Origin of the sequence: Piscinibacter defluvii (assembly GCF_004011805.1) — a bacterium.
Lineage (GTDB): Bacteria > Pseudomonadota > Gammaproteobacteria > Burkholderiales > Burkholderiaceae_C > Piscinibacter > Piscinibacter defluvii.
The window spans coordinates 105,652-130,624 of the sequence record NZ_ML137200.1 but is presented as its reverse complement, the minus strand read 5'-3'; the positions used below and the strand labels follow the sequence as shown (position 1 = coordinate 130,624).

The 24,973-nt window shown below is 72.3% G+C and carries 22 protein-coding genes; 6 read left to right on the top strand and 16 right to left on the bottom strand.

The window, feature by feature from the left end:
• Nucleotide 1: 1 nt before the first annotated feature.
• The 4 genes from D9C15_RS09065 to kefF are packed head-to-tail and all read right to left on the bottom strand — an operon-like array spanning nt 2 to nt 4,447.
• Nucleotides 2-1,276 carry an ABC transporter permease gene (locus D9C15_RS09065; RefSeq protein ID WP_127997121.1) on the bottom strand — a complete coding sequence of 425 codons (1,275 nt, stop codon included), beginning with the start codon at nt 1,274-1,276 and terminating at the stop codon, nt 2-4.
• Entirely contained in the window at nt 1,273-1,971 is a 699-nt protein-coding gene (locus tag D9C15_RS09060; RefSeq protein ID WP_127997120.1) for an ATP-binding cassette domain-containing protein, read from the bottom strand. The genes D9C15_RS09065 and D9C15_RS09060 overlap by 4 nt, the downstream gene beginning before the upstream one ends.
• A complete protein-coding gene (gene kefC, locus D9C15_RS09055; RefSeq protein ID WP_127997119.1) occupies nt 1,968-3,803 on the bottom strand; it encodes a glutathione-regulated potassium-efflux system protein KefC in 1,836 nt (611 codons plus the stop codon). Before kefC ends, D9C15_RS09060 begins: the two co-directional genes overlap by 4 nt.
• A complete protein-coding gene (gene kefF, locus D9C15_RS09050) occupies nt 3,803-4,447 on the bottom strand; it encodes a glutathione-regulated potassium-efflux system oxidoreductase KefF (protein WP_127997118.1) in 645 nt (214 codons plus the stop codon). The genes kefC and kefF overlap by 1 nt, the downstream gene beginning before the upstream one ends.
• Before the next feature lie 86 nt (nt 4,448-4,533).
• Between kefF and D9C15_RS09045 the strand changes: the two genes are divergently transcribed.
• From D9C15_RS09045 to D9C15_RS09025, 5 genes are read left to right on the top strand one after another with little or no spacing between them, the layout of a single operon-like run.
• Nucleotides 4,534-5,151 carry a nucleotide-binding protein gene (locus tag D9C15_RS09045; RefSeq protein WP_127997117.1) on the top strand — a complete coding sequence of 206 codons (618 nt, stop codon included), beginning with the start codon at nt 4,534-4,536 and terminating at the stop codon, nt 5,149-5,151.
• On the top strand, nt 5,148-5,597 hold the full coding sequence (locus D9C15_RS09040) for a MaoC family dehydratase (RefSeq protein ID WP_127997116.1): 450 nt from the start codon (nt 5,148-5,150) through the stop codon (nt 5,595-5,597). Before D9C15_RS09045 ends, D9C15_RS09040 begins: the two co-directional genes overlap by 4 nt.
• 40 nt (nt 5,598-5,637) lie before the next feature.
• Nucleotides 5,638-6,357 (top strand): response regulator, encoded by a 720-nt coding sequence (locus D9C15_RS09035; protein ID WP_127997115.1) that lies wholly within the window; start codon nt 5,638-5,640, stop codon nt 6,355-6,357.
• Nucleotides 6,336-8,183: an ATP-binding response regulator gene (locus tag D9C15_RS09030; RefSeq protein WP_127997114.1), complete on the top strand. Its 1,848-nt coding sequence runs from the start codon at nt 6,336-6,338 to the stop codon at nt 8,181-8,183. The genes D9C15_RS09035 and D9C15_RS09030 overlap by 22 nt, the downstream gene beginning before the upstream one ends.
• Before the next feature lie 60 nt (nt 8,184-8,243).
• Complete coding sequence (locus tag D9C15_RS09025; protein WP_127997113.1) at nt 8,244-8,603, top strand: DUF805 domain-containing protein; 360 nt, start codon at nt 8,244-8,246, stop codon at nt 8,601-8,603.
• Nucleotides 8,604-8,622: 19 nt separating this feature from the next.
• Here the strand turns inward: D9C15_RS09025 and D9C15_RS09020 are convergent, their stop codons facing one another.
• The 8 genes from D9C15_RS09020 to D9C15_RS08985 form a co-directional block, all read right to left on the bottom strand.
• Entirely contained in the window at nt 8,623-9,396 is a 774-nt protein-coding gene (locus D9C15_RS09020) for a 2OG-Fe(II) oxygenase (protein ID WP_127997112.1), read from the bottom strand.
• Nucleotides 9,393-9,812 carry a VOC family protein gene (locus tag D9C15_RS09015; RefSeq protein ID WP_127997111.1) on the bottom strand — a complete coding sequence of 140 codons (420 nt, stop codon included), beginning with the start codon at nt 9,810-9,812 and terminating at the stop codon, nt 9,393-9,395. Before D9C15_RS09015 ends, D9C15_RS09020 begins: the two co-directional genes overlap by 4 nt.
• A 34-nt stretch (nt 9,813-9,846) precedes the next feature.
• The gene (locus tag D9C15_RS09010; RefSeq protein WP_127997110.1) at nt 9,847-10,740 is read right to left on the bottom strand and encodes an amino acid ABC transporter substrate-binding protein; all 894 of its coding nucleotides are present in this window, start codon (nt 10,738-10,740) and stop codon (nt 9,847-9,849) included.
• Nucleotides 10,741-10,842: 102 nt separating this feature from the next.
• On the bottom strand, nt 10,843-11,538 hold the full coding sequence (locus D9C15_RS09005) for a CpXC domain-containing protein (protein ID WP_127997109.1): 696 nt from the start codon (nt 11,536-11,538) through the stop codon (nt 10,843-10,845).
• 15 nt (nt 11,539-11,553) lie between these two features.
• The gene (locus D9C15_RS09000) at nt 11,554-15,057 is read right to left on the bottom strand and encodes a hypothetical protein (protein ID WP_127997108.1); all 3,504 of its coding nucleotides are present in this window, start codon (nt 15,055-15,057) and stop codon (nt 11,554-11,556) included.
• 84 nt (nt 15,058-15,141) lie between these two features.
• Nucleotides 15,142-15,987, bottom strand: a complete 846-nt coding sequence (locus tag D9C15_RS08995; protein WP_375138765.1) for a segregation and condensation protein A — start codon at nt 15,985-15,987, stop codon at nt 15,142-15,144.
• A 14-nt stretch (nt 15,988-16,001) separates the two neighbouring features.
• Nucleotides 16,002-16,214, bottom strand: coding sequence for a DUF3460 family protein (locus tag D9C15_RS08990; protein WP_127997107.1), 213 nt, complete (start codon nt 16,212-16,214; stop codon nt 16,002-16,004).
• A gap of 65 nt (nt 16,215-16,279) precedes the next feature.
• Nucleotides 16,280-16,951, bottom strand: a complete 672-nt coding sequence (locus D9C15_RS08985) for a hypothetical protein (RefSeq protein WP_164886689.1) — start codon at nt 16,949-16,951, stop codon at nt 16,280-16,282.
• A gap of 54 nt (nt 16,952-17,005) precedes the next feature.
• Here D9C15_RS08985 and D9C15_RS08980 point away from each other — a divergent pair, with 54 nt between their 5' ends.
• Nucleotides 17,006-18,487, top strand: coding sequence for a CYTH and CHAD domain-containing protein (locus tag D9C15_RS08980; RefSeq protein WP_164886688.1), 1,482 nt, complete (start codon nt 17,006-17,008; stop codon nt 18,485-18,487).
• Between the two features lie 21 nt (nt 18,488-18,508).
• On the opposite strand, the gene D9C15_RS08975 is transcribed toward D9C15_RS08980, so the two are convergent.
• From D9C15_RS08975 to metG, 4 genes are all read right to left on the bottom strand, one after another.
• Entirely contained in the window at nt 18,509-20,140 is a 1,632-nt protein-coding gene (locus D9C15_RS08975) for a BamA/TamA family outer membrane protein (protein WP_127997104.1), read from the bottom strand.
• Between the two features lie 51 nt (nt 20,141-20,191).
• Complete coding sequence (locus tag D9C15_RS08970) at nt 20,192-21,877, bottom strand: SulP family inorganic anion transporter (RefSeq protein WP_127997103.1); 1,686 nt, start codon at nt 21,875-21,877, stop codon at nt 20,192-20,194.
• A 123-nt stretch (nt 21,878-22,000) separates the two neighbouring features.
• Nucleotides 22,001-22,873, bottom strand: a complete 873-nt coding sequence (locus tag D9C15_RS08965) for an NAD-dependent epimerase/dehydratase family protein (RefSeq protein WP_127997102.1) — start codon at nt 22,871-22,873, stop codon at nt 22,001-22,003.
• A complete protein-coding gene (metG, locus tag D9C15_RS08960) occupies nt 22,873-24,927 on the bottom strand; it encodes a methionine--tRNA ligase (RefSeq protein WP_127997101.1) in 2,055 nt (684 codons plus the stop codon). Before metG ends, D9C15_RS08965 begins: the two co-directional genes overlap by 1 nt.
• Between the last annotated feature and the right edge of the window lie 46 nt (nt 24,928-24,973).

Below are 24,973 nucleotides of genomic sequence, written 5' to 3'. Positions count from 1 at the left end.
GTCAGATCCTCGGAGACAACCCGTCGGCCAGCGAGAGCCGCCAGGCGCGCCAGCCCGGCACCAGGCTGGCCAGCACGCCGGCGGCCAGCACCGCGGCGAGCCACTGCCACTGCGCCGCGGTCGGAGCCGTCAGGCGCAGCGCCAGCCCGTACTGTGCCTGCACCCAGGGGCCGAGCGTGGCGATCAGGATCACGCTGGCCAGCAGCCCCAGGGCCAGGCCGGCGAGCGTCACCAGCGTGCCCTCCAGTGCCAGCAGCAGCATCACGTGGCGCGGCGCGGCGCCGACGGCGCGCAGCAGCGCCAGCTCGCGGCGCCGCTCGTTCAGCCCGGCCAGCACGGTGGCCACCAGCCCGGCCAGGCTGACCAGCGCGACCAGCCCCGACAGCAGCAGCAGGGCCCGCTCGCCGGCGCCCACCACCTCCCACAGCTCGTCCAGCGCCACGCCGGGCAGCACCGCCATGAGCGGCTCGCCCTCGTAGCCGTTGACGAAGCGCTGCACCGCGAACACCGCGGCCCGGTTCTTCAGGCCGACCAGCGCGGCCGTCACCGACTTCGGCTGCAGGTCGAACTTGCGCGCCATCTCCGGCGGGATCGCCAGGCCCGGCAGCGGCGCGCCGCCGCTCCAGTCGAGGTGGATCGCCTCGAGCGCCTTCAGGTCGATGTGCACCGTGCGGTCCACCGGCGTGCCGGTGGGCGCCAGGATGCCGACCACGGTGAAGGGCTTGTCGGCATGCTCGGCCGCCAGCGGCCCGCCGCTGCCATGGGCGAGCACGATGTGTGCACCCAGGCCGTGGCCGAGCGTGCGCGCGACCTCGGCGCCGAGCACCGCGCCGTACAGGCCGTCGAGGGTGCCGCTGAAGGGCTGGCCGGCGGCCAGTCGCAGCGGCTCGCGGTCGCCGTGGCGGAAGTGCTCGAAGAAGGCCGGCGTGGTGCCCAGCACCGGGAAGCCGCGGTGCGAGTCGCCCAGCGACAGCGGCACCACCCAGGCGACCATGCGCTGGCGGGCGATCTCCTCCAGGCTCTGCACGCGGATGTTGCTGGTGGCGCCGCCGACGTGGAACACCGCGTACAGCATCAGCTGCACGGCACCGGTGCGCGCGCCGACCACCAGGTCGGTGCCGCTGACCGCGCGCGAGAAGTTCTCGCGCACGTCGTGGCGCACCCGCTCGACCGTCAGCAGCAGCAGCGTGGCCAGCGCGATCGACGCGGCCACCAGCGCCAGCGTGCCGCGCCGGTTCCAGGCGCTGGCGGCGGCGAGCGAGGTCAAGCCCCTCACGCGGCGGCTCCGTTGAACGCCGGCAAGGCCAGCGTGCGGTCGAAGTGCGGCGCGAGGCGCTCGTCGTGGCTGACGAACACCAGCGTGCTGCGCGCCGCCGCGCATTCCGCCAGCAGCAGCGCCATGAAGCCGTCGCGCAGCGCGGCGTCGAGCGCCGAGGTCGGCTCGTCGGCGATCACCAGGCCGGGCCGGCCGATCAGCGCGCGCGCCGCGGCCACACGCTGCTGCTGGCCCACCGAGAGCTCGCGCGCCGGCCGCGGCCACAGCGCGGGTGCGATGCCGACCCGCTCGAGCAGCGTGCGTGCGTGCCCGGCCGGCGTGCCCGCGGCATGCGCGGCCTGCATGCTGCGCCGGCGCGAGAAGCGGCAGCCGAGCAGCACGTTGTCGAGCACCGGCAGCCAGGGCAGCAGGTTGAACTGCTGGAACAGCACGCCGATGTGCTCGGCGCGGAAGGCGTCGCGCCGCGGCGCCGACAGCGTGCGCCACTCGGTGCCCAGCACCGCCAGCGTGCCGGCGCGCGGCAGCAGCACACCGGCCAGCAGCGCCAGCAGGGTGCTCTTGCCGCAGCCGCTCGGGCCGTGCAGGAAGACGCGTTCGCCCGCCGCGACCTGCAGCGCATCGATCGCCAGGCAGTCGCGCGTGTCGCGCGGCCAGGCGAAGCGCAGACCCTCCAGCGCGATCGCCGGTGCGGTCACCGTTCGCCTTCGTCGCCGGCCGGCACCACCCAGCCGGCGCGCCCGCTGCGCCGCTGCGCCGCGTCGCGCTCGCGCGCGAACTGCTCCTCGAGCTGGGCGCGGCCCTGCTTGGCGATGGCGATCAGCTTGGCCTCGTCGCCATGGTGCGGGCGCATCGCCTCGACCAGCGCGACGTTGTGGCGCCGGAAGCGCCAGGCCAGCGTGCGCGCCTGGTGCGGCTGGAAGCCGAGCTGCTCCAGCACGCTGCGCGCCGACAGCAGCGCCGATTCGAGCGTCTCGCGTTCGACATGCTCGATGCCGAGGTTGCGCAGCTCGTAGTAGTGCGTCACGTTGCGCGCCCGCGCGACGATGTGCAGCTGCGGGAAATGCTCGCGCACCAGCTTCGCGACGGCGATGCTGCGCTCGACGTCGTCGATCGCCAGCACGAACACACGCGCCCGCGCCGCGCCGGCGGTGCGCAGCAGGTCGAGCCGCGACGCGTCGCCGTAGAACACCGGCCAGCCGAAGCGGCGCACGCTTTCCACCTGGTCGGCATCGTGCTCGAGCACGGTGGCGGCCAGGCCGTTGGCGTAGAGCAGGCGGCCGATGATCTGGCCGTAGCGGCCGAAGCCGGCGATGATCACCGGCGCCTCCTGCGGCTCGCTGAGCTCCTCCATCACGCGCGTGCGGCCGGCCAGCCGGCGCGCCCAGAAGCGGTCGGACAGCAGCAGCACCAGCGGCGTCAGCAGCATCGAGATCGCCACCGCGGCGACCAGGCGCGAAGCGGTGGGCGCGTCGATCACGCCGGCGCCGGCGGCGGCCTGGAACACCACGAAGCCGAACTCGCCGCCCTGCATCAGCAGGATCAGGAAGGGCGGGCGCTCGCCCGGCGGGATCGGCATGGCGCGCCCCATCGCCCACAGCACGCCGGCCTTGATCCCCAGGAAGCCGGCCACCAGCGCGGCGATGGCCAGCGGCTCGCCGAACACCACCGCGAAGTCGATGCCCATGCCCACCGCGATGAAGAACAGGCCCAGCAGCAGGCCCTTGAAGGGCTCCAGGTCGGTCTCCAGCTGGCGCCGGTACTCGCTCTCGGCCAGCAGCACGCCGGCCAGGAAGGCGCCCAGCGCCATCGACAGGCCGACCGACTGCATCAGCGCCGCGGTGGCCACCACCAGCAGCAGCGCCGCGGCGGTGAAGATCTCCGGCGTGTCGCTGCGCGCGATCCAGCGCAGCGCCGGGCGCAGCAGCAGCCGCCCGCCGAGCACGATGGCGGCCACCACGCCGGCCGCCTTGGCCGCGCCCAGCCAGCCGTCGCCGTGCGCCTGCGCGGCGCCGGCGGCCAGCAGCGGCACGAAGGCGAGGATGGGGATGGCCGCCACGTCCTGCAGCAGCATCACGCCGAGCACGCCCTGGCCGCCGCCGGTGGCCATCAGGTTGCGCTCGGCCAGCACGTTCAGGCCGATCGCGGTGGAGGACATCGCCAGCCCGAGCGAGGCCACCAGCGCCACGCGCCAGTCGATGCCCAGCAGCACCGCGGCGCCGGTCATCGCCGCGGCCGAGCCGAACAGCTGCACGCTGCCCCAGCCGAACACTGCGTAGCGCATCGACCAGAGCCGGCGCGGCTCGAGCTCCAGGCCGACCAGGAACAGCATCAGCACGACGCCGAACTCGGCCACGTGCAGCATGTCCTGCGCATCCGTCACGAGGCCGAGCCCCCACGGCCCGATCAGGATGCCGGCGCCCAGGTAGCCGATGATCGAACCCAGGCCGAGGGCGCGGGACAGCGGCACCGCGAGCACCGCCGCGGCGAGGTAGACCAAGCTGGTGGCCAGCCAGGAGGAATGTTCCATCAGGCCGTTTCCGGATCCAGCATCGGGCGGGCCGACGCGGGCACGGCCGCGGGCACGCAGGGCGGCAGCAGGTCGAGCTCGGGCCAGTCCGGCCAGCTCGCGAGGCGCTGCGCATAGACCGCCGCGTGCGCGGCCAGCGCCGCGTCGTCGGCGCGGTGCGCGCCGTGCAGCACCAGCGGCGGCAGGAAGCGCAGCCCGCACAACATGGCGGTCTGCTCGTAGGGCGGCAGGAAGGCGTCGAGGAAGTGCCGGTTGTGGCCCTCGGGCCGGTACGAGGCCTCCGGCCCGCCGGTGCTGAGCGCGAGCCACAGGTCCTTGCCGCGCAGCGCCGTGCCGCCGGGCCCGTAGGCCCAGCCGAAGGCGAGCACCTCGTCGACCCACAGCTTGAGCAGCGGCGGCATGTGGTACCACTGCAGCGGGTGCTGCCAGACGATCAGCCGCGCCGGCTCGAGCGCGGCCTGCTCGGCCTCGACATCGATCGCGTAGTCCGGGTAGAGCGCGTACAGGTCGCGCACCGCGATGCGCGCGCCGGCGCGGCGCGCCGCCTCGGCCATCGCGCGGTTGGCGCGCGAATGCTCGAGCTGCGGGTGGGCCAGCAGCACCAGCACGTCGGCGCGGTCGGGGGAGGCGGGGTCGGTGGCCATGGCGGATCGGGGCAGGCCCCGGGAGGCGGGCCCCGGGAGGCCCGCTACCATACCCGGAAAACCAGACCACTCAGTCGGAGGTGCGGATGCCGGTGATCGTCGTGGCCAATCCGAAGGGGGGCGTCGGCAAGAGCACCTTGTCGACCAACCTGGCGGGCTACTTCGCGTCCCGCGGCCATGCGGTGATGCTGGGCGACGTGGACCGCCAGCAGTCGGCCCGCACCTGGCTCGCGCTGCGGCCGGCCACGCTGCCGAGGATCGCCACCTGGGACGCGCTCGACGACGAGGTGGTGCGCCCGCCCAAGGGCACCACGCACGTCGTGCTGGACACACCCGCCGGCCTGCACGGCCGGCGCCTGGACGAGGTGATGAAGCTGGCCGACAAGCTGATCGTGCCGATCTCGCCGAGCATCTTCGACATCCACGCCACGCACGACTTCATCCGCACCCTGCTCGCGCACCGGCGCGGCGACCGGGTGCAGCTCGCGCTGGTGGGCATGCGCACGCGCGAGGGCACGATCGCCACCGACCAGCTGCGCCACTTCCTCGAGGGGCTGAAGGTGCCGCTGCTGACCTTCCTGCGCGACACCCAGGGCTACGTGCACCTGGCCGCGCACGGCTTGACGCTGTGGGACGTGGCGCCGGGACGCTTCGAGCGCGACCTGGAGCAGTGGCAGCCGCTGCTGGAGTGGGTCGACGGATGAAGTCGTACCGCCTTGAGGAGCTGGCCGGCCTGGTCGGCGCGGCGCTGGGCGAGAGCGCCCCGGTGCTGGTGGACCAGGCGCGCATCGATGCCTTCGCCGCCGCCACCGAGGACCGGCAGTGGATCCACGTCGACCCGGCGCGCGCCGCGGACGGGCCGTTCGGCGCGACGGTGGCGCACGGCTTCCTGACCCTGTCGCTGCTGCCGGTGCTGCTGGAATCGACCTTCCGCATCGACGGCGCGCGCCTGGGCGTCAACTACGGCTTGAACCGGGTGCGCTTCCCGGCGCCGGTGCCCGCCGGCAGCCTGCTGCGCGGCCGCTTCCGCCTGCTCGCCTTCGAGCCGGTCGACGGCGGCGCGCAGCTCACCGTCGAGGCCACCCTGGCCGCCGACGGCGCGCCCAAGCCGGCCTGCGTGGCCGAGGCGGTGTCGCGCTGGTACGTCTAGTACGATCGAATCCGGCGTGTTGCGCCGTCCGGAGGTCCCCATGAAGGTGCTGCTGATCGACGACCACCCGCTGATCCTCTCGGCGCTGCAGAGCGTGATCCAGGGCCTGGGCGACGACGTCACCGTGGTCGGCGCGAACAGCGCCGGCGAGGCGCGCGCGATCCTGCGCCAGGATGCCGACTTCGACCTGGTGCTGCTCGACCTCGCGCTGGGCGACGCCAACGGCTTCGACGTGCTGGTCGAGTTCCGCGCCCAGTACCCGGCGCTGCCGGTGGTGGTGGTGTCGGCCTCGGACCGCAGCAGCGACGTGATCCGCGCCGTCGACCTGGGGGCGATGGGCTTCGTGCCCAAGCGCGCCAGCAACGCCGAACTGTTCGAGGCGCTGCGCATGGTGATGTCCGGCGGCATCTACGTGCCGCCGATGGCGATGCGGTCGTTCGACCCGCCGCCGCAGGAGAGCGGCACCGTGCCCAGCGTGCTGCGCGTGGTGCGCGAGAACGCCGACCCGCCCGTCGGCCCGCCGCCGCTCGAATCGCTCGGGCTCACGCCGCGCCAGACCGACGTGCTGGCGCTGCTGCTGCAGGGCAAGCCGAACAAGCTGATCGCGCGCGACCTGAACCTCTCGGTGGAGACGGTCAAGGACCACGTGGCCGCCGTGCTGCGGGCGCTGAACGTCAGCTCGCGTACCCAGGCGGTGCTGGCGGTCAGCCAGATGTCGCACAAGGGCGGCCTGAACGCATGGCGCAACCCGTCGCGATGAGCGACGCAGGCGCGCCCGCCGCGCCGGCGGCGGACTCGCCCTCGCGCCACTCGGTGCTCGGCGAGGAGGTGCTCGCCGTCTATGCCTACACGCCGGCCACGCTGGCCGGGCTGGCGGCGGGCTTCGGCATGCTGGTCACGCTGTTCTGGGCCAGCACGCCCTGGGCCGTGCTGCTGCCCTGGATGCTGCTGTTCGTCGGCCTGTGGGTGGTGCGCATCGTCATCGCCCAGGCCTTCCGGCGCGCCGTGCGGCGCGGCGCCGAGCGCATGGACTGGGCGCGCTGGCACCTGTACTGGAAGGTGCTGACCACGGTCTCGGGCGCCACCTGGGGCCTGTCGGGCTGGATCTTCTACCAGCACGGCCAGGGCATCCAGCAGACCGGGCTGATCGTCGTCATCTACACCTTCTGCATCGCGGTGGTGCCGGTGCTGTCGAACCAGCCGCGCCTGTTCTTCGCCTACGTGCTGCTGTGCTTCGCGCCGCTGATCGTGCGCATCGCCACCGGCGGCGACGCCTACAGCTACCAGCTCGCCGGCATGCTGCTGATCATCATCACGCTGACCACGCTGCTGGCGCGCAACTACCGCCAGGCGCTGGGCCGGGTGATCGAGCTGAAGCTGCGCGCCGACGACCTGCTGGTGCAGCTGCGCGTGGAGAAGCAGGCCGCCGAGGAGGCGCGCCGCGAGGCCGAGGTGGCCAACCGCGCCAAGACGCAGTTCTTCACCGCCGCCAGCCACGACCTGCGCCAGCCGCTGCACGCGATGGGCCTGTTCGCCGAGGCGCTGCGCCAGCGCACCCACGAACCCGAGGTGGCCAACCTCGTGAACAGCATCAACGCCTCGGTGGATGCGCTCGAGGGCCTGTTCTCGGAGCTGCTGGACATCACCCGCATCGACGCCGGCGGCGTGCAGGTGAACCCGCAGCCTGTGGAGATCGGCGACATCCTGCGCAAGCTGCGCCTGCACTTCGAGCCGACCGCCTTCGAGAAGGGCCTGGCGCTGCGACTGCGCGGCGGCCAGCGCGTGGTGCACGCCGACCCGCTGCTGGTGGAGCGCATCCTGCGCAACCTGGTCAGCAACGCGATCCGCTACACCAACGACGGCACCGTGCTGGTGGCCGCGCGTGCGCGCGGCGACCGCGTGCTGCTGCAGGTGTGGGACACCGGCCTGGGCATCAAGCCCGAGGAGCAGGCCAAGATCTTCGAGGAGTTCTACCAGGTGCCCAACACGCCGGCCGTCGCGCCGCACCAGCGCAAGGGGCTGGGGCTGGGGCTGGCGATCGTCAAGCGCCTGGCCGACCTGATGGGTGCCCCGCTGACGCTGCGCTCCACCGCCGGCAAGGGCAGCGTGTTCTCGCTGCTGCTGCCGCGCGGCGAGAAGCCGCGCGTGGCGCCGACGGTGCTGCCGGGCAAGGGCCCGGTGGGGCTCACGCTGCACGGCCGGCTGATCGTGGTGGTGGAAGACGAACCGGCGGTGCGCAGCGGCATCGAGGTGCTGCTGCAGGGCTGGGGCGCGGAAGTTGCTTCGTTCGACAGCGTGGCCGAGGCCGCGGCCTGGGCCGAACGCAGCGATCCGGCGCAGGTGCGCCCGGACCTGCTGATCGCCGACTACCGGCTCGAGGCCGGGCGCAGCGGCATCGACGCGATCGTCACGCTGCGTGGCCGCTTCGGCGCCGCGCTGCCGGCCATCGTGGTGACCGGCAGCACGATGAGCACGCTCGACAAGGAGGCCCAGGAGAAGGATTTCCACCTGCTGATCAAGCCGGTGGTGCCCAACAAGCTGCGCGCGATGATCGCGTTCAAGCTGGGCGTGAAGGCCGGCGCCTGAACCCGGGGGCGCCGCGCCGTGCACTTCGGCCGGGGATATCGACTCGCGGAGGGAGAACGAATGAACTGGTTCATGGCCGTGTTGAAGAAGTACGCCGTCTTCAGCGGGCGCGCGCGCCGCAAGGAGTACTGGATGTTCGTGCTGTTCTACATCCTGATCTACGTCGCGCTGATGATCGTCGAGGGGCTGGTGGGCAGCCCGGGCATCCTGGCGCTGGTCTTCGCGCTCGGCATTCTCGTGCCCAGCATCGCGGTGGCCGCGCGACGCCTGCACGACACCGATCGCAGCGGCTGGTGGCTGCTGATCGGCTTCGTGCCGCTGGTCGGCGGCATCGTGCTGCTGGTGTTCATGTGCCTGGACGGCACCAGCGGACCGAACCGGTTCGGCGCCGATCCGAAGGCGGAGCCCGAACCCGCCTGAGGCGGCGACCGGCGGGCGTTCAGCCCGCCTCGTACAGCACGTTGATGCGGGCGACGTATTTCGGCACGTCGCCGCGCACCGGGCAGCCGACGTGCAGCACCGAGCCGGGCCCCATGCCGTGGCGGAAGAACAGCGCACTGCCCTTGGCCGGCGTCACGTCGTGTGCGCTGCCGTCGGGGCGGTACAGCCGCGTCTGGCCGCCCTGCACGCCGTCGTCCGGGCCGTTCAGGTAGAGCAGCATGGTCAGGCAGGAGCGCAGGCCCGGCCACTGCAGCATCGAGCGGCGGTCGGGCGAGAGCCCGAAGCCGGGCCAGTCGCCGTCGACATGGCGGTTGAACACGTCGCCGTCGTCGTAGCGGTACATGTTGATGCGCTCGGACAGCCGCGGGTGCAGGCGCAGCCCGTCGATCGCCGGCGGCAGCAGGTGCGCCATGCGCTCGAACAGCGGACCGCTCAGCGAACGGTCGGCCACCCAGTGCACCGACTTGTTCAGGCGCATGCCCGGCGGCGTGGCGATGCCCGGCGCCTCCTCGCGGTAGCCGAAGCGCTCGCTCGCCGCGACGATCGCGTCCGCCTCGTCCGCTGCCAGCAGGCCGCGGATCTCGAAGGCGAGCAGCCCGCCGAGCTCGATGTCGTGGCGGGTCGGCACGAGCCCGCGGTCGGGCCGCAGCGCGAGCGCCTCGGCCGGCGTCTCGAAGGCGTGGATCGGCGTGTCGGGCACCACGCCGCCCATCGGCAGCGAGCCGGGCAGGTGGGCCACCGCACGGTGCGCCGGCCAGGCGGCCGTGTTCACCACGACCCCGTGTTCGGCATCGAGGCCCAGGGTTCGGCCGGCGGCAGCGGGCGGCCGGCCTGCAGCAGCTCGATCGAGATGCCGTCGGGCGAGCGCACGAAGGCCATGTGACCGTCGCGCGGCGGGCGGTTGATCGTCACGCCGTGCGCCTGCAGGCGCGCGCAGGTGGCGTAGATGTCGTCCACCGCGTAGGCCAGGTGGCCGAAGTTGCGGCCGCCGGTGTAGACCTCCGGGTCCCAGTTGTGCGTCAGCTCCACCTGCGCCTCGGGCTGGCCGGGGGCGGCCAGGAAGTACAGGCTGAAGCGGCCGCCCGGGTTGTCCATCTTTCGGACCAGTTCGAGGCCGAGCGCGTCGCGGTAGAAGCGCAGCGAGGCCTCGGGGTCGGTCACGCGGACCATCGTGTGCAGGTACTTCATGCGCCGATTGTCCGCGCCCCGCGGCGCCGCTGCGTCAGGTGGCCGGCTTGTCCGACAGCGCCTTCAGGTTGTCCTTCAGCTCCTGGCTCATCGGCGCCTGCAGGTTGATGCCCTTGGGCGGGATGGGCGACTCGAACCACTTCCTGTAGAGCTTCTCGAACTCGCCGCTCTTCATCAGCGCAGCCAAGGTGTCGTCGACCAGCTTCTTGAAGGCCGGGTCGTCCTTGCGCAGCATGATCGCGTACGGCTCGACCTGGATCGGATCGCCCACCACCGCCAGCTCGGCCGGGTTGGCCGAGCTGGCCTTCAGGCCGTAGAGCAGGATGTCGTCCATGCCGAAGGCCACGGCGCGGCCGCTCTGCACCATCAGCGCCGACTCGGCATGGTCCTTCGCGCCGAGCAGGTCGATGCCGAGCTTCTGCTCCTCGTTGAGGTTGCGCAGGATCTTGAAGTTCGTGGTGCCGGTGGTCGAGACCACCGTCTTGCCCTTCAGGTCGGCCAGCGACTTGACGTTCGTGCCGGCCTTCACCAGGAAGCGCGTGCCGGTGTAGAAGTAGTTGGTCGCGAAGGCCACCTGCTTGGCGCGTTCGCTGTTGTTGGTGGTCGAACCGCACTCGATGTCGATCGTGCCGTTCATCAGCAGCGGCATGCGGTTGGCCGAGGTGACGGCCTGCGTGGCCACCTTCAGGTCGGCGCGGCCGGTGGCCTTCTTCACCTCGTCGACGATGCGGCCGCAGATCTCCCAGCCGAAGCCGGTGGGCTGGGCCTTGTCGTCGAGGTACGAGAACGGGATCGACGATTCGCGGTAGGCCACGGTGATGGCGCCGCTGGACTTGACCTTGTCGAGCGTCGAGCCGGCCTGGGCCGCGGCCAGCAGCGGCGCGCAAGCGGCGGCCAGGGCGAGGAGGCGATGGGCGGGGAAGCGCATGGGAGGACGTTCCGGTGATGGGGGTGGCACGATGGTAGTGCCCGCCTGGCGGGCGCGCCGATCGGACTTTCGTGGCCCCTCATCAGGCCGCCTGATGGACGCCTACGGCGCCGTGCTCGCGATCGTCAGCCGGCCGGTGTCGACGAACGGCCCGGCGGCCAGTTCGGCGCGCAGTTCGGCCCAGTCGCCGGCCGCGTCGGCGGCGACCTCGTCGTACGCGCTGCGCTCGACCTGCAGCCACTCGATCGGCGTCTCGCCGGCGGCGCGGATCCACGCGAACACGAGCCGCTCGTCGGCCAGGCCCTGCAGGCGCAGCTCGGTATCGTGCGCGATCGGCGCGCTCGCCACCCGCCCGAGCAGGCCGATCTTGGTCAGCTCGAGCGTGATGTCGTCCAGGCCCAGGTCGTCGCACAGCAGCTTCTCGCGCAGCGCCGCCCAGCCGAAGGTGACGCGCCGGCGCAGCGTGGCGCCGATCGCGCGGATGGTCGCCGACGCGCCGGCCCCGTAGGCACGCTCGAACACCGCGTTCGCCCCAGCTTCGGCGCGTTCCCAGCCGCGCCGCTCGGCCAGCGGCAGCGCGGCGATCCACAGCCGGCGGCCGTGGTCGATCAGCGAGAAACGCGGGTCGACGCGGAAGCTGGTGCCGCAGGCCGGGCAGGCCTCGCGCTGGAAACTCTCGTCGAGGATCGCCGCGCGCAGCGCCGGCGCCCGGTCGGCATTCACGCTCGCGACCAGCTCGAAGCCCACCGCCGCGCCGCAGGCGGGGCAGGGCAGGTCGACGGTGCGGAAGACGGACATCGTGCGCTCCTTCGCCTACTCCGGCGCCTTGAAGCCGGCCAGCCACTTCATGGCCGGGTGCTCGCGCTTCAGCTTGTTCGCGAAATGCGCCGCGTACAGCTCGGCGAACCACTCGCCCGGTGCGCGGAACTGGTAGGCGGTGATGCCCTGGGCGCGCGCCGCGAGCTCGTAGCTGTACCAGCGCCCGTCGTTGTACGCCTCCTGGTAGACACGCGTGCCGATCGCGATCTGCTTGACGACCGCGCCGCTGGACCAGGGGCTCGCCTTGGCGCGGATCATGCGGCACCAGGTGAGCGCGGCGACGCGGCGGCGCTCCCATTCGTCCTCGCCGACGCCCGAACGTGCCTTCGGCTTGCGCCTGGGCGGCTGGTTGCCCTTGTCCTCCAGCGTGTCGCAGAGGTAGTCCTGGTCGTAGTCGAAGTGCGCGGCGGCGACGCGCGAGATCGTCTTCGGGCTCTCGGTGGCCCAGCCGCCGTAGGCCTTGTCGCCGGCCACGCCGTCGGCGCCGGTGCGGCTGTCCATGTACTTCTGGCCGTCGTCCTCGGCGTGGCCCACCTCGTGCATCAGCACGAAGTCGAACTCGGGCACCGGCACGTGCGGGTCCTTCGGCTCGCAGCCCGGCGCGACCTTCTCGCCCGGCGGCAGCACCTTGCCCTCGACCCCGAAACGTTCCTCGTCGGGGTCGTCCCAGGTGCCGCCGGTCTTGCCCGGGCGGTCGGCGGCCAGGTAGATCTTCTTGTCCGGGTAGTAGACGCCGCGGCTCTCGTCCTGGCTGTAGACGACCATCTGCTCGATCTTGCCCTTGATGCGCTTGGCCGGGATCTTCGCCATCAGCGCGTACAGCTTCTGCACGTCCGGATCGGGTGCGTTCGGGTTCTTGCCGTGCAGGTCGTCGAGGTCGCGGTCGTCCTTGTTCTTGTCGGTGAAACGCTTCAGGTCGAAGCCGTAGCGCGCCTTGATGGCAGTCACCAGCACCTTGCTCGGCGTGGTGTTCGGGTCGAGGTTGGCGATCAGCTTGTCCAGCACCGCTTCGCCGCCGGGCTGCTTGGCGAGCTTCTCGAGCGTGGCCACGTCCGGGTTGCCGCCGGTCAGCGCGTCGAAGGCCTGCTTCGATTCGCCCCAGCCCTGCGCCTCGACCTGCCACTTGCCGATCGCCGCGTCGGCGCGCGACAGCTGGCCGGCGTCGGCGAGCGCGACGATCGCCGCCTCGCTCGCCGCCAGGCCGCGGCGGCGGTCGGCATCGAGCTTGGGCGGCGCAAGCGGCTTGGCCAGCGCCGCGGCGATCGGCCCGGACTTGGCCGCGTCGAACTTCTTCTTGTGTGCGTCGTAGAGACCCTTGGCGTGCTCCATGCCGCGCAGGTGCTGCTCGAGCGTGCCGATCTCGGCCTGCGCGGTGGCGAAATCGCGCTCGGAAAAACGTGCCTCGACGTCGGCCAGCTTGCCGCGCACTTCCTGCTGTTCCTTCTCGACGAACTTCGGCACGGGCGCGTCGTTCGCGCGGTCGGTGCGTGGCTTCAGCGCGTCGATCTTCGCGCGCAGTGCCGCCTCGTCGGCCGCACCGAAGGCGCCGTTGAAGGCCGTCTGCGCCGCCTTCAGCGCGGCGATCGCCGCGGCCACGGCCGGCACCGCCGCGCTGGCGGCGGCCCAGTCGTTCTTGTCGCGCGCCGCCGTCATCGCCTGGTCGGCGAGGTTGAACGCGTGCACCTTCTCGGCCAGCGCGAGCGCGGCGTTGCCCTGAAGCGCCTTGGCCTCGGCATAGCCGGCCAGCGCATTGAACGCGCTGTCGAACGCGGCCTTGGCGTGGTCGTCGGCCTGCTTGGCGGCGAGCAGCGCGTCGATGGCCGCCTGCAGGCGCGGCACGAGCGGCATCGCGCTCGCGAAGTCGCCGGCGTTGGCGGCGTCGTTGAGCTGCGTGCGCAGCTTCACGTAGGCCGCGGCCGGCGCGGCGTAGGCCGGCTTGGGAGCGTCGGCGATGCCGTCGGCCGTCCAGCGGTTGGTGACGGCCGCCATCGCGGTGTCGAACGGCACGCGGGCGCTGTCGTAGCTCGCCTGCGCGTTGACCAGCTCGAAGGCGGCCGCGCTCATCGCCGGGATCGCCTTCTTCGCGTCGCCCCATTCCTTGGCGGCCGCGAGTGCGGTCATCGCCTTGTCCGCCTGCCAGTAGGTGGTGCCGAGCATGCTCAGGCGGGCGTTGTCGCGCTGTACCTTGCCGCCGCCGGCGGAGAGCGCCACGTTGGCGCGCTGGCGCACCGCGAGGTACGGATTCAGCGCCTCGTAGAACTTGCGGCCGTCGTGCTGCATGTCCAGCAGCGCGCGCGTGCGGGTCGCGAGGTTGGGCAACAGGCGCTGCGCCTGTGCCCAGTCGCGCAGGCCCTGGGCGTGGCTGACGTCGTTGTCGGCGTCCTGGAAGTCCTTGGCCAGCGTGCCGGGCAGCGGCGTGCCGGCGTTCACCGCGGCGCGGGCCTTCAGCACGTCGGCCTGAATCTTCGCGAGTGCCGCGTCGAAGGCGTTCTTCGCGGCAGACGCCTGTCCGACCTGCGCCGCCGCAGCGACCAGCGCCGGATGCGCCGCCAGGGCCGCCGGCCAGTCGAGCGCCGCCACCGCATCGTCGACCGCCTTGCGCGCGCCGGCGAAGCGGCCGGCGAGCGCGGCCGGCAGCACGTTCGGGCGACCGGCGATACGCACCGCATCGTCGACCAGCGCCTTGGCGCGCGCCGCCGCGGACTCGAACGCGATGCGGGCGTCCTGCGACGCCTTCGCTGCAGTCACCGCGCTGGCGTGCGCCTGCAGCAGCGCGTCGAAGGTCGCCAGCGAGGCCTCGATCGCGTCGAGCGTCGCGCCGTCGGGCCAGGCGTTCGCCTTGCGCTGTGCCAACTCGGCCTGGCGTGCCGGCAGCGTGCCGGCAGTGTCGGCGGCGAGCTTCCCGACCACGCCGTCGAGCCGCGCCAGCTCGGCATCGATCTCCGGCGAGCGCTGTGCCAGGCGCGCCGCCAGCGCAGCGAGCCGGCTGGTGCGCGGCTCGAGCGCCTTGAGGCCGGCCAGGTCGGCGGCGCCGTATTTCGCCTTGCGGGCGGCGTCCAGCTTGTCGAACTCTGCCTGCACGGCCTTCTTCGGCGCGGCCGGCCCGATGCCGGCGAGCGCGGTGGCCACGCCGGCGGCGAGCGGCTTCCAGGTCGTCTCCTGCCAGCCGGCGAGCTGCTGGTAGCCCTGCGCACGCGTCAGCGGCTTGGCCGCGGCGGCCCGCACCGCGGCGAAGGCCTTGATGGCGGCGGCATCGGCGGCCAGCTTGTCGGCGTTGTCGAACGAGGCCTGCAGCGCGGCGAGGTCCTTCGCGGCCTTGGCCGCGAGCGCCGCGTCGGCGATGCCGCCGTGGGCCAGGCTGCTCAGCTGCGTCAGCACGGCGAGCGCCTCGGTGCGCGCCTGCAGCCGCGCGTCGCCGGGCGCCGACCCGGAACTCTGCTGCTGCGCGCCCGGCGGCCGCTTCAGCGGCGGCAGCTTGAGCAGTGCGAGCAGGCCCATCGGCATCCCCTCCGGCGCGCTGCGCCCTTCGAGCCGGGCAAGTTAGCACGCGGGCGTGCCGCGCTGCTCCCGCAAGGTAGGGGTTCAGCTCGGCTCGTAGGCCAGCCGCACGTAGATCGGCGCGAAGGCCTCGGCCTGCGTCACCTCGAGCAGCCGCTCGCGCGCCAGCTCGAGCATCGCGATGAAGGTGACCACCAGCACCTGCGGGCCGCGCGTGGTGTCGAACAGGTCCTCGAACAGCGCGAAGCGGCGCCCCTGCAGGCGCCGCAGCACGATGCTCATGTGCTCGCGCACCGAGAGCTGCTCGCGGGTGATGGTGTGGTGCTGGTTGAGCTTGGCGCGGCGCAGCACGTCGGCCCAGGCGGCGCGCAGGTCGTCGGGCTCGACCTCCGGGAAACGCGGCGCGAGCGACTGCTCGATGGCCACCTGCGCACGCAGGAAGTCGCGGCCCAGCAGCGGCAGCGCGTCCAGCCGCGCGGCGGCCAGCTTGATCTGCTCGTACTCGATCAGCCGGCGCACCAGCTCGGCGCGCGGGTCTTCCGCCTCCTGGCCGTCGACCGTCTTCTTCGGCGGCAGCAGCATGCGCGACTTGATCTCGATCAGCATCGCCGCCATCAGCAGGTACTCGCTGGCCAGCTCGAGGTTGGTCTTGCGGATCTGCTCGATGTAGGCGAGGTACTGGCGCGTCACGTCGGCCAGCGGGATGTCGAGGATGTTGAAGTTCTGCTTGCGGATCAGGTAGAGCAGCAGGTCCAGCGGGCCCTCGAAAGCCTCGAGGAAGACCTCCAGCGCGTCGGGCGGGATGTAGAGGTCCTGCGGTAGCGTGAACAGCGGCTCGCCGTACAGCCGCGCCACCGCCACCGCGTCCACCGAGGCGGGCGGCAGCGCCTGCGCGTCGGGTGTCGGCGCCGGGATTTCCGGAACGGCGATGTCGCTGGCCACGCTCAGCGGCCCAGCGTCGGCTTGTTCTGGTAGACGTAGGGCTGCTGCGGCACACGCGCCTCGCGGTACTCGGCCTGCGCGCTGCGGTCGATCTGCCGGTCCCACAGCAGGGCGCGGCCGGCGCGCTGCTCGTCCTCGAGCGTGGGGCGCTGGCGCTTCAGTTCGTCGAGGAACTGCGTGACCTCGGACTTGTACGGCTTCCAGAAGAGCGGCATGGCGGGTGGCGGCGGAGTCGGACCCGGCATTTTACCGGGGCAGCCCACCCCGACTTTCGCCGGCCTTACGCCGCGATCCGCTTGAGTGCCAGCGCGCCGTCGAGGAAGCGGTGCGGCTCGCCGAGCAGCCAGCGCGCCAGCTCGTCCAGGCGCGTGGTGCCGATCTCGGTGGCCGGCAGCTCCAGGTCGACGGTCTCGAAGCCGTCGAAGTTCTGCACCCGGATGCCGATGCAGGCGCGGTCGTGGTCCGGGGTGAAGCGGGCCGAGATCACGAAGTCGACCGGCACCTCGTAGCGCATCTCGACCAGCTTGTTGCTCTCCGGGTGGCGCACCGGCTGGGCGTTGACCGGGGCGCCGCTGGCGCGCAGGCGCGGCTCGAGCTTCTCGATGTCGGGCAGGAAGTCCTTCACCAGGTTCAGGCGCTGGCCGTTGGCGAGCCGGCCGTGCACCACGACATGGTCGAACACCTCCTGGCCGCGCAGCATCTTGCGCCGCGCGTCGACCTTCAGCTGCGTCATCGGCAGGCCCTCGAGGCGGGTCTTGCGGTCGAGCTCGTAGCGGGTCTTCGACACCGGCTTGAGCACGATCAGCTGGCGCACCAGCGTGTCGAGGTAGGTGAAGGCCGTCTTGCAGGCGGCGTCGGCCAGCTGCGTGTTGCGCTCGAGCGCGGCCGTGTCGATGCCTTGGCGGGCCTGCAGGGCCTCGGCCTGGCGTTTGAGGTCGTCGAGCAGTCCCATGTCCGTCAGAATCGTTGCGGGAAAGCATATCGCAAGCCGCTCACCCGTCGCGCCATGACCGAAACCGAACTCAAGCTGCAGGTCCCCGCCGCTCGCCTGCGCGGTGTCGCTGCCGCCGTGGGCACGCCGGTGGCGCGCACCGTGCGCCTGCAGGCGGTCTACGTCGACAGCGCCGACCGTGCCCTGGCACGCGCCGGCATCGCGCTGCGCCTGCGCCGCGAGGGGCCGCGCTGGGTGCAGACGCTCAAGGCGCTGGGTGCCGACCGGCTGCAGCGCCTGGAGCACAACGTGCCGCGCGAAGGCGGGGCGGCGCAGCCGCCGGCGGTCGACCCGGCGCTGCACGCCGGGACGCCGGCCGGCGAGCGGCTCGACGCGGTGCTGCGCCGCCTGCCGCCCGATGCGCTGCAGCCGGTCTTCCGCACCGACATCCGGCGCACGCAGCGCGAACTGCGGGTGCGCGGCGGCGCGCTCGAGCTGGCGCTGGACCGCGGCCGCCTCCTGGCCGGCGATCGTGCGCTGCCGGTCCGCGAGCTGGAGATCGAGCTGCTGCGGGGCAGCCCGGCGCTGGTGATCGCGCAGGCGCGCCGCTGGGTCGGCCGCCACGGCCTGTGGCTGGACCTGCAGAGCAAGGCCGAGCGCGGCGAACGCCTGGCGCGCGGCGAGGCGCAGGCCGCGGCGGCCATGGCGCGGCCGCCGGCCTACCCGGCCGGCGCCGACCTCGCCGCGGGGCGGCGGGCGGTGCTGGCGGCCTGTGCCGAGCAGGTGCTCGACAACGCCAGCGCGGTGGCCAGCGGCGTGCACGGCGACGAGCACGTGCACCAGCTGCGCGTCGGCCTGCGCCGGCTGCGCAGCGCGCTGCGCCTGTTCGACGGCGACCGCCCGGACGACCCGCTGGCCGCCGGCGCCGCGACGCTGTTCGGCCGGCTCGGGGCGGCGCGCGACCAGGCCGCCATCGCCGGCCCGCTGCACGAGGAGCTGCAGCGCGCGCTCGCGGCGCTCGGGCTCGACCTGGCCGCGCCGGTGCTGCCGGCTGCGCCCGAGGCGGCCTCGCCGGCCGAGGTGCTGCGTGCGCCCGCGGCCCAGGCGCTGCTGCTGGATCTGCTGCAGGCGCTGCAGCCGGGTGACGCGGCGCCGCAGCCCGCCGCGCTGAAGCCGCACCTGGCCGGCATGCTGCAGCGCTGGCACAAGCAGGTGGCAGCGCAGGCGCCGCGCTTCGCCGAGCTCGACGACGAGGCGCGCCACCGCCTGCGCAAGCGTGTCAAGCGGCTGCGCTACGCGGTGGAGTTCGCGGCGCCGCTGTTCGAGGCGAAGAAGGTGCGCCGCTACCTGCAGCCGCTGCGCCTGCTGCAGGACCGGCTGGGTGCGTTCAACGACGTCTGCGTCGGCCTGGCGGGCTACCGCGCTGCGGCCGGCAGCGATGCGGCCAGTGCCTTCGCGCTCGGCTGGCTGGCCGCGCGCCGCGAGCAGCGCCTGGCCGACTGTGCGCCGGCGCTGCTGGCGCTGGCCGACGCGAAGCGGTTCTGGAAGAAGCCCTGACGCACGGCCGGGTGCGGCCGTTCAGAAGCTGGTCCGGTTCTTGACCAGGAACTGCACCTTGCGCACATCCACATCCGCGTCCAGCGGGAACGCGAGGTCGACGTGCAGCACGTTGCTGAACGCGCTGCGCATGTTGACGATGCGCAGCCCGACGCCGGCGTCCTTCAGCCAGCCCGGGTGGGCGCGGTTGACGAATTCGCCGCCCCAGGCCCGCCCGATGTCCAGATACGCCGCGCCGCCGACGCGGAACAGCTGCCAGACGTACAGGTCGGTGTAGAAGCGCTCCTCGAGCGTGAACAGCGCGCGCCGCGTGCCGCTCTGGTAGCGCAGCGGGTAGCCGCGCAGGCCGTTGTCGCCGCCGAGCTGCAGCAGGTCCTCGAGCGCGGGCCGGGTGGCCACGTCGAGCGCGCCGCCGGCGAAGAACAGCCAGCGCCTGCCCTGCGGCACGTAGTACTGCGCCTGCAGGCCGAGCCGCTGGCGGCGCGCCTGGCCGCCGGAGAACTCGCCCGCGAGCCTGGCGGCGGCGATCAGTGTCTGCTCGCCGGCGGGGCGGAAGCCGCGCGACAGGGCGGCCGCGTACAGCCAGGCATCGTGGCTCGAGCCGAGGCCGCGGCTGGCGCGGCCGAGCTGCACGCTGCCCGCCAGGCCAAGCGCGAAGAATTCGGGCCGCCCGATCAGGTTGCGGTTCAGCTCCTTCTCGAAGCGGTCTTCCAGCAGCTCGTAGCGCACGAAGGGCGTCACCAGGCGCCGGTCGCGCGGCAGCGCCGCCGGCGCCGGCAGGCCCGGCTCGAAGGCGTACTCGTCCTGCTGCAGCGCGACGCCCAGGCTGTAGCGGTTCACCCAGCCGTCCACCAGCCCGTTCGACCAGCCGCCGAACAGCTCGGCCTGCTTCTCGCGGTGGCGGTACTGGCTGACCACCTCGCCGGCGTCGTAGACCGACTCGATCCGGTCGTCCCGCAGCGCGCTGATTCCGGCGGCCCAGCGTGCGTCGAGCGCGTAGAAGGGCTGCACGATGCTGGCGGCATCGCGCTTGCCGTCGCTGTTGGTCGCGTGGCTGTAGGACAGCGAGGTCCAGCCGCCGAAGCTGCGCTCCTTGGCGATCAGGAACTGGTTGCCCGAGCGGTCCACGCCCTTCGAACGCCCGAGGCCGAGCGTGATGCCGGTGCCCAGCAGGTTGTATTCGCGCAGCTGGATGCCGCCGGTGTTCGCGCCGCCCTGGCGGCTGGCGCTGATGCCGGGGTCGAGCGACCAGGTGTCGCGCGTCAGCACCTCGATGTCGACCACGCCGTCGTGTACGGCCAGCGGGCGGATCTGCACGTCGTACAGGTAGCGGTTGGCGCGCAGGATGCGCTCGGTCTCGTCGATCAGCCGCGCCGAGACCGGGTCGCCGGAGCGGAACAGCAGCTGCCGTTCGATCACGCCCGGCCGGGTCTGCACGTGCAGCTGGTTGGCCCAGCGGAACAGCCGGTAGTCTTCCTCCGGGTTGGCGAGGTCGAAGATGTCCTGCGCATTGACGCGCACCTCGCCGATGCGCACGCCCGCCGCCTCGAGGTCGGCGAACGAGGGCAGCGCCGGTGCGGGGTGGCCTTGCCCCGGCGCCTGCGCTGCGCCGACAAGCAGCGCCAGCGCGATCAGGACGGCACGGAACGTCATCGGTGCGCAGTGTCGCCGCACCGCTTTAACCGGCCCTTAACTCAGCTCACATCACCGCGCCGGCGCCGCGGGGTTGAGCGAGTCGTGCTCGAAGGCGGCGGCCACGCTCGGCACGATCGCGTCCTCGCCGAGCACGGCGTCGAAGCCCGAGCGCCGCATCAGCGACAGCGGCTGCTCGTTGACGTTGGCCAGCACCAGCGCCACGCCGCGCTTCTTCAGCGTGCGGTGCAGCTGCTCGAGCGCGTCCAGGCCCGAGGTGTCCAGCGAGATCAGGCGGTGCATCTCCAGCACCAGCGCACGCGTGCCCTCGCCCACCTGGGCCGGCAGGGCCTCGATCTTGCCGACCGCGCCGAAGAACAGCGAGCCGAACAGCTCGAACACCTGCACGCCCGGCGGCAGCTCGGCCGGGTCGTGCGGCCGCACGCGGAACAGCGTGCTCATGCGGTAGATGAAGAACACGCAGGCCAGCACCAGGCCGACCTCGACCGCCACCGTCAGGTCGAACACCACGGTCAGGAAGAATGTGCCCAGCAGGATGGTGCGGTAGGGCAGGCTGAAATGGCGCAGGCGCGCGAACTCGCGCCACTCGCCCATGTTCCAGGCCACGAAGAGCAGGATGCCGGCCAGTGCCGCCAGCGGCACGTGCAGCGCCAGCGGCGCGGCCACCAGCACGATGGCCAGCAGCGTCAGCGCGTGCACGATGCCGGCGATCGGCGTGACCGCGCCGGAGCGCACGTTGGTGACGGTGCGCGCGATCGTGCCGGTGGCCGGGATGCCGCCGAAGGCCGGCGCCACCATGTTGGCCACGCCCTGCGCCATCAGCTCCTGGTTCGGGTCGTGGCGCGGCGCGTCGATCAGGTTGTCGGCCACGCGTGCACACAGCAGCGACTCGATTGCCCCGAGCAGCGCAATGGTGATCGTCGGGATCACCAGCTGCTTGGCGCTCTCCCACGAAAACGGCGGCAACGCGAGCTGCGGCAGGCTCTGCGGGATGCCGCCGAAGCGGCTGCCGATGGTCTCCACCGGCAGGTGCAGCAGCGCCGTGGCGAGCGTGGCCAGCACCAGCGCGACGATGGTGCCCGGCACGTGCGCGGCCAGGCGGTACAGGCGGTGCCGCCATCCGATGTTGTCCAGCGGCATGGTGTAGGACTTGGGCCATACCACCACCAGCGCCAGGCAGGCCAGCCCGATCGCGAGCGCCATCGGGTTGAAGGTGTTCGCGTGCGCCGCCAGCACGCCGATTTGGGTGAAGAAATCGGCCGGCAGCTTGGCGATCTCCAGGCCCAGCAGGTCCTTCACCTGCGACAGCCCGATCAGCACCGCGATGCCGTTGGTGAAGCCGATGATGATGGTCACCGGGATGTAGCGCACCAGGGCGCCGAGCTTGAGCGCCCCCATCGCGAACAGCAGCACGCCGGCCAGCGCGGTGGAGATCAGCAGGTTGGTCAGGCCGTAGCGCTCGACGATGCCGTAGACGATGACGATGAAGGCGCCGGCCGGCCCGCCGATCTGCACGTTCGAGCCGCCCAGGGCCGAGATCAGGAAGCCGGCGACGATGGCGGTGAAGATGCCCTGCTCGGGCTTGACGCCGGAGGCGATCGCGAAGGCCATCGCGAGCGGGAGCGCGACCACGCCGACGGTGAGGCCGGCCGAGACGTCGGCGACGAACTTCGCGCGGTCGTAGCCCTTCAGGGCATCGAGCAGGCGCGGGCGGAACGGTTGCAGCTGCAGGGACATGGATCCTCCGGAAACGGGAACGGGCGGCACCTGGGGTGCGCCCGCGGAGGTCCGCAGTGGTGGGCCCGCGCCATGAAGCGGCGCCGGCGGGTCGGTCCGAGGAGGCCGCGTGTCATGGGCCGTTCAGCAGGGCTCGCGGCAGTCGTCGCGCGCGGGCAGCACCTCGGTGCTGCCGGCGTCGGCCTGCGCCAGGACCGAGGCGACGCCGTGGCGGGGTGCCCAGCCGAGCGCGTGCCGCGCCCGGGCCGCGTCGTAGACGCGGTCGATCGTTGCCGGCAGCGGCCAGCCGCGGCGCGCGAACTCGGCCACCAGGCCGGGGGCGCGACGGCGCAGCACCGGCACGGCGTCGCGTTGCAGGGCCGGCATGTCCCCCGGTTCGAACGGGGTGGTGCTGGAGATCACGTACGTCGCGCAGCACGGCCCGTCGTGGGCGAGGGCCAGGGTGTGGGCCTCGGCGACATCGCGCGCATCCACGCCGCGGTGCAGCCGGTAGGCGGCCATCGCCGGCGCCGGCTCGGGAAAGCAGCGCGACATGCGCAGGATGCGCACCGACGGCCCGCCCGCGGCCGCCGCGTGCTCGAGCAGCGCTTCGGCGGCGAGCTTGCTGCGGTGGTAGACGGTGCGCGGTCGCGGCGGCGTGTCCTCGTCGATCCAGCCGCCGGTGCCGTACAGCGCGGTGGTGCTGGTGTAGACGATGCGCGCCACGCCGTGCCGCGCCGCGGCCTCGATCAGCCGCTGCGTGCCCAGCACGTTGATGCGCTCGAACTCGCTGTCCGGCAGCACGCCCACGTGCGGCGCGTGCAGCGCGGCCACGTGCACCAGCGCGTCGGCCCCGGTGCACAGGCGGTCCAGCAGCATCTCGTTGCCCAGGTCGCCGACCAGCTCGACCGTCGGCGCGGCGCGTCGGTCCAGCGCCACCACCTCGTGCTCGCGCGCCAGCCGCGCGCGGATCGCCCGGCCGATCCGCCCTGCGCCGCCGGTCAGCGCAATGCGCATCAGCGCACCCGCAGGCCCGGCACCGCGCCGGGCCAGGGCTCGAGGATGTACAGCCCCGGATGGGCCTTGCCGTCGGCGTGGCTCGCGGCCAGCACCATGCCCTCGCTCAGGCCGAACTTCATCTTGCGCGGCGCCAGGTTGGCCACCATCACCGTGAGCTTGCCGACCAGCTGCTCCGGCTGGTAGGCCGACTTGATGCCGGAGAACACGTTGCGCGTGCGCCCCTCGCCGACATCGAGCGTCAGGCGCAGCAGCTTGTCGCTGCCCTCGACGTGCTCGCAGGCGACGATCTTCGCGATGCGCAGGTCGACCTTGGCGAAATCGTCGATCGAGATCGTCGGTGCCATGTCCTCGCCGCCGGGCTTCGGCGCCTCGGCCACGGCCGGGACGGGCGGCTCGAACAGCTTCTCGAGCAGCGCCGGGTCGACCCGCTGCATCAGGTGCTGGTAGGCGCCGATGGTGTGCGCGCCGAGCGCGCGCGAGGCGTCGGCGAAGGCGAGCGGGCTCACGCGCAGGAAGGCTTCCACCTGTGCGGCCAGCGCCGGCAGCACCGGCTTGAGGTAGATGGTCAGCACGCGGAAGGCCTCGATGCAGACGCTGCACACGTCGTGCAGCACCGCGGCGTTCTCCGGCTTCTTGGCCAGTTCCCAGGGCTTGTGCTGGTCGACGTACTCGTTCACCCGGTCGGCCAGCAGCATGATCTCGCGCAGCGCCTTGCCGTACTCGCGCGTCTCGTAGAGCTGCTCGATCTCGCCGCGGTGCGCGCGCAGGCCGTCGAGCAGCGTGCGGCCCTCCACGCCGATGTCGGCCGACAGCCGGCCGTCGAAGCGCTTGGCCAGGAAGCCGGCGGCGCGACTGGCGATGTTGACGTACTTGCCGACCAGGTCGGCGTTGACCCGGGCGACGAAGTCCTCCGGGTTGAAGTCGATGTCCTCGACCTTCGCGTTCAGCTTGGCGGCGATGTAGTAGCGCAGCCACTCGGCGTTCAGCCCGAGTTCGAGGTACTTCAGCGGCGAGATGCCGGTGCCGCGGCTCTTGCTCATCTTCTCGCCGCCGTTGACGGTGATGAAGCCGTGCACGAACACCTTGTCCGGCGTCTTGCGGCCGCTGAAGTGCAGCATCGCGGGCCAGAACAGGGTGTGGAAGTAGGTGATGTCCTTGCCGATGAAGTGCACCTGCTCGAGCGCCGGGTCGGCCAGCAGCTTGTCGAAGTCCAGCCCGCGCTTGCCGCAGTAGTTGGCCAGCGAGGCGAGGTAGCCCACCGGCGCGTCGAGCCAGACGTAGAAGTACTTGTCCTCGGTGTCGGGGATGCGGATGCCGAAGTAGGGCGCGTCGCGCGAGATGTCCCAGTCCGACAGGCCGACGTGGCCGTGCTCGTCGGTAGCGAACCACTCGCGGATCTTGTTCAGCACCTCCGGCTGCAGGCGCCCGGGCTCGTGCGTCCATTGCTGCAGGAAGTCGAGACAGCGCTGCGCCGAGAGCTGGAAGAAGTGGTGCTCGCTGCTCTTGAGCACCGGCGTCGCGCCGGTCAGCGTCGAGTACGGGTTCTTCAGCTCGGTGGGCGTGTAGACCGCGCCGCAGACCTCGCAGCTGTCGCCGTACTGGTCCTTCGCGCCGCACTTCGGGCACTCGCCCTTGATGTAGCGGTCGGGCAGGAACATGCCCTTGACCGGGTCGAAGAACTGCTCCACCGGGCGCACCGCGATCAGCCCCGCCTTGCGCAGGCCGAGGTAGATCTCCTGCGCGAGGCGGTGGTTCTCCGGCCCGTCGGTCGAGTGCCAGTTGTCGAAGCCGATGTGGAAGCCGTCGAGGTACTGCTGGCGCCCGGCGGCGATCGTGGCGACGAACGCCTGCGGGCTCAGGCCGGCCTTCTCGGCGGCGATCATGATCGGCGCGCCGTGTGCATCGTCGGCGCAGACGAAGTGCACCTCGTGGCCCATCATGCGCTGGAAGCGCACCCAGATGTCGGCCTGGATGTACTCCATCATGTGCCCGACGTGGAACGGCGCGTTGGCGTAGGGCAGGGCGGTGGTGACGAAGAGCTTGCGCGACATGGCCGGCAGGGCGTGGCGGGAAGCCCTGCATTGTAGGTGGCGCCCC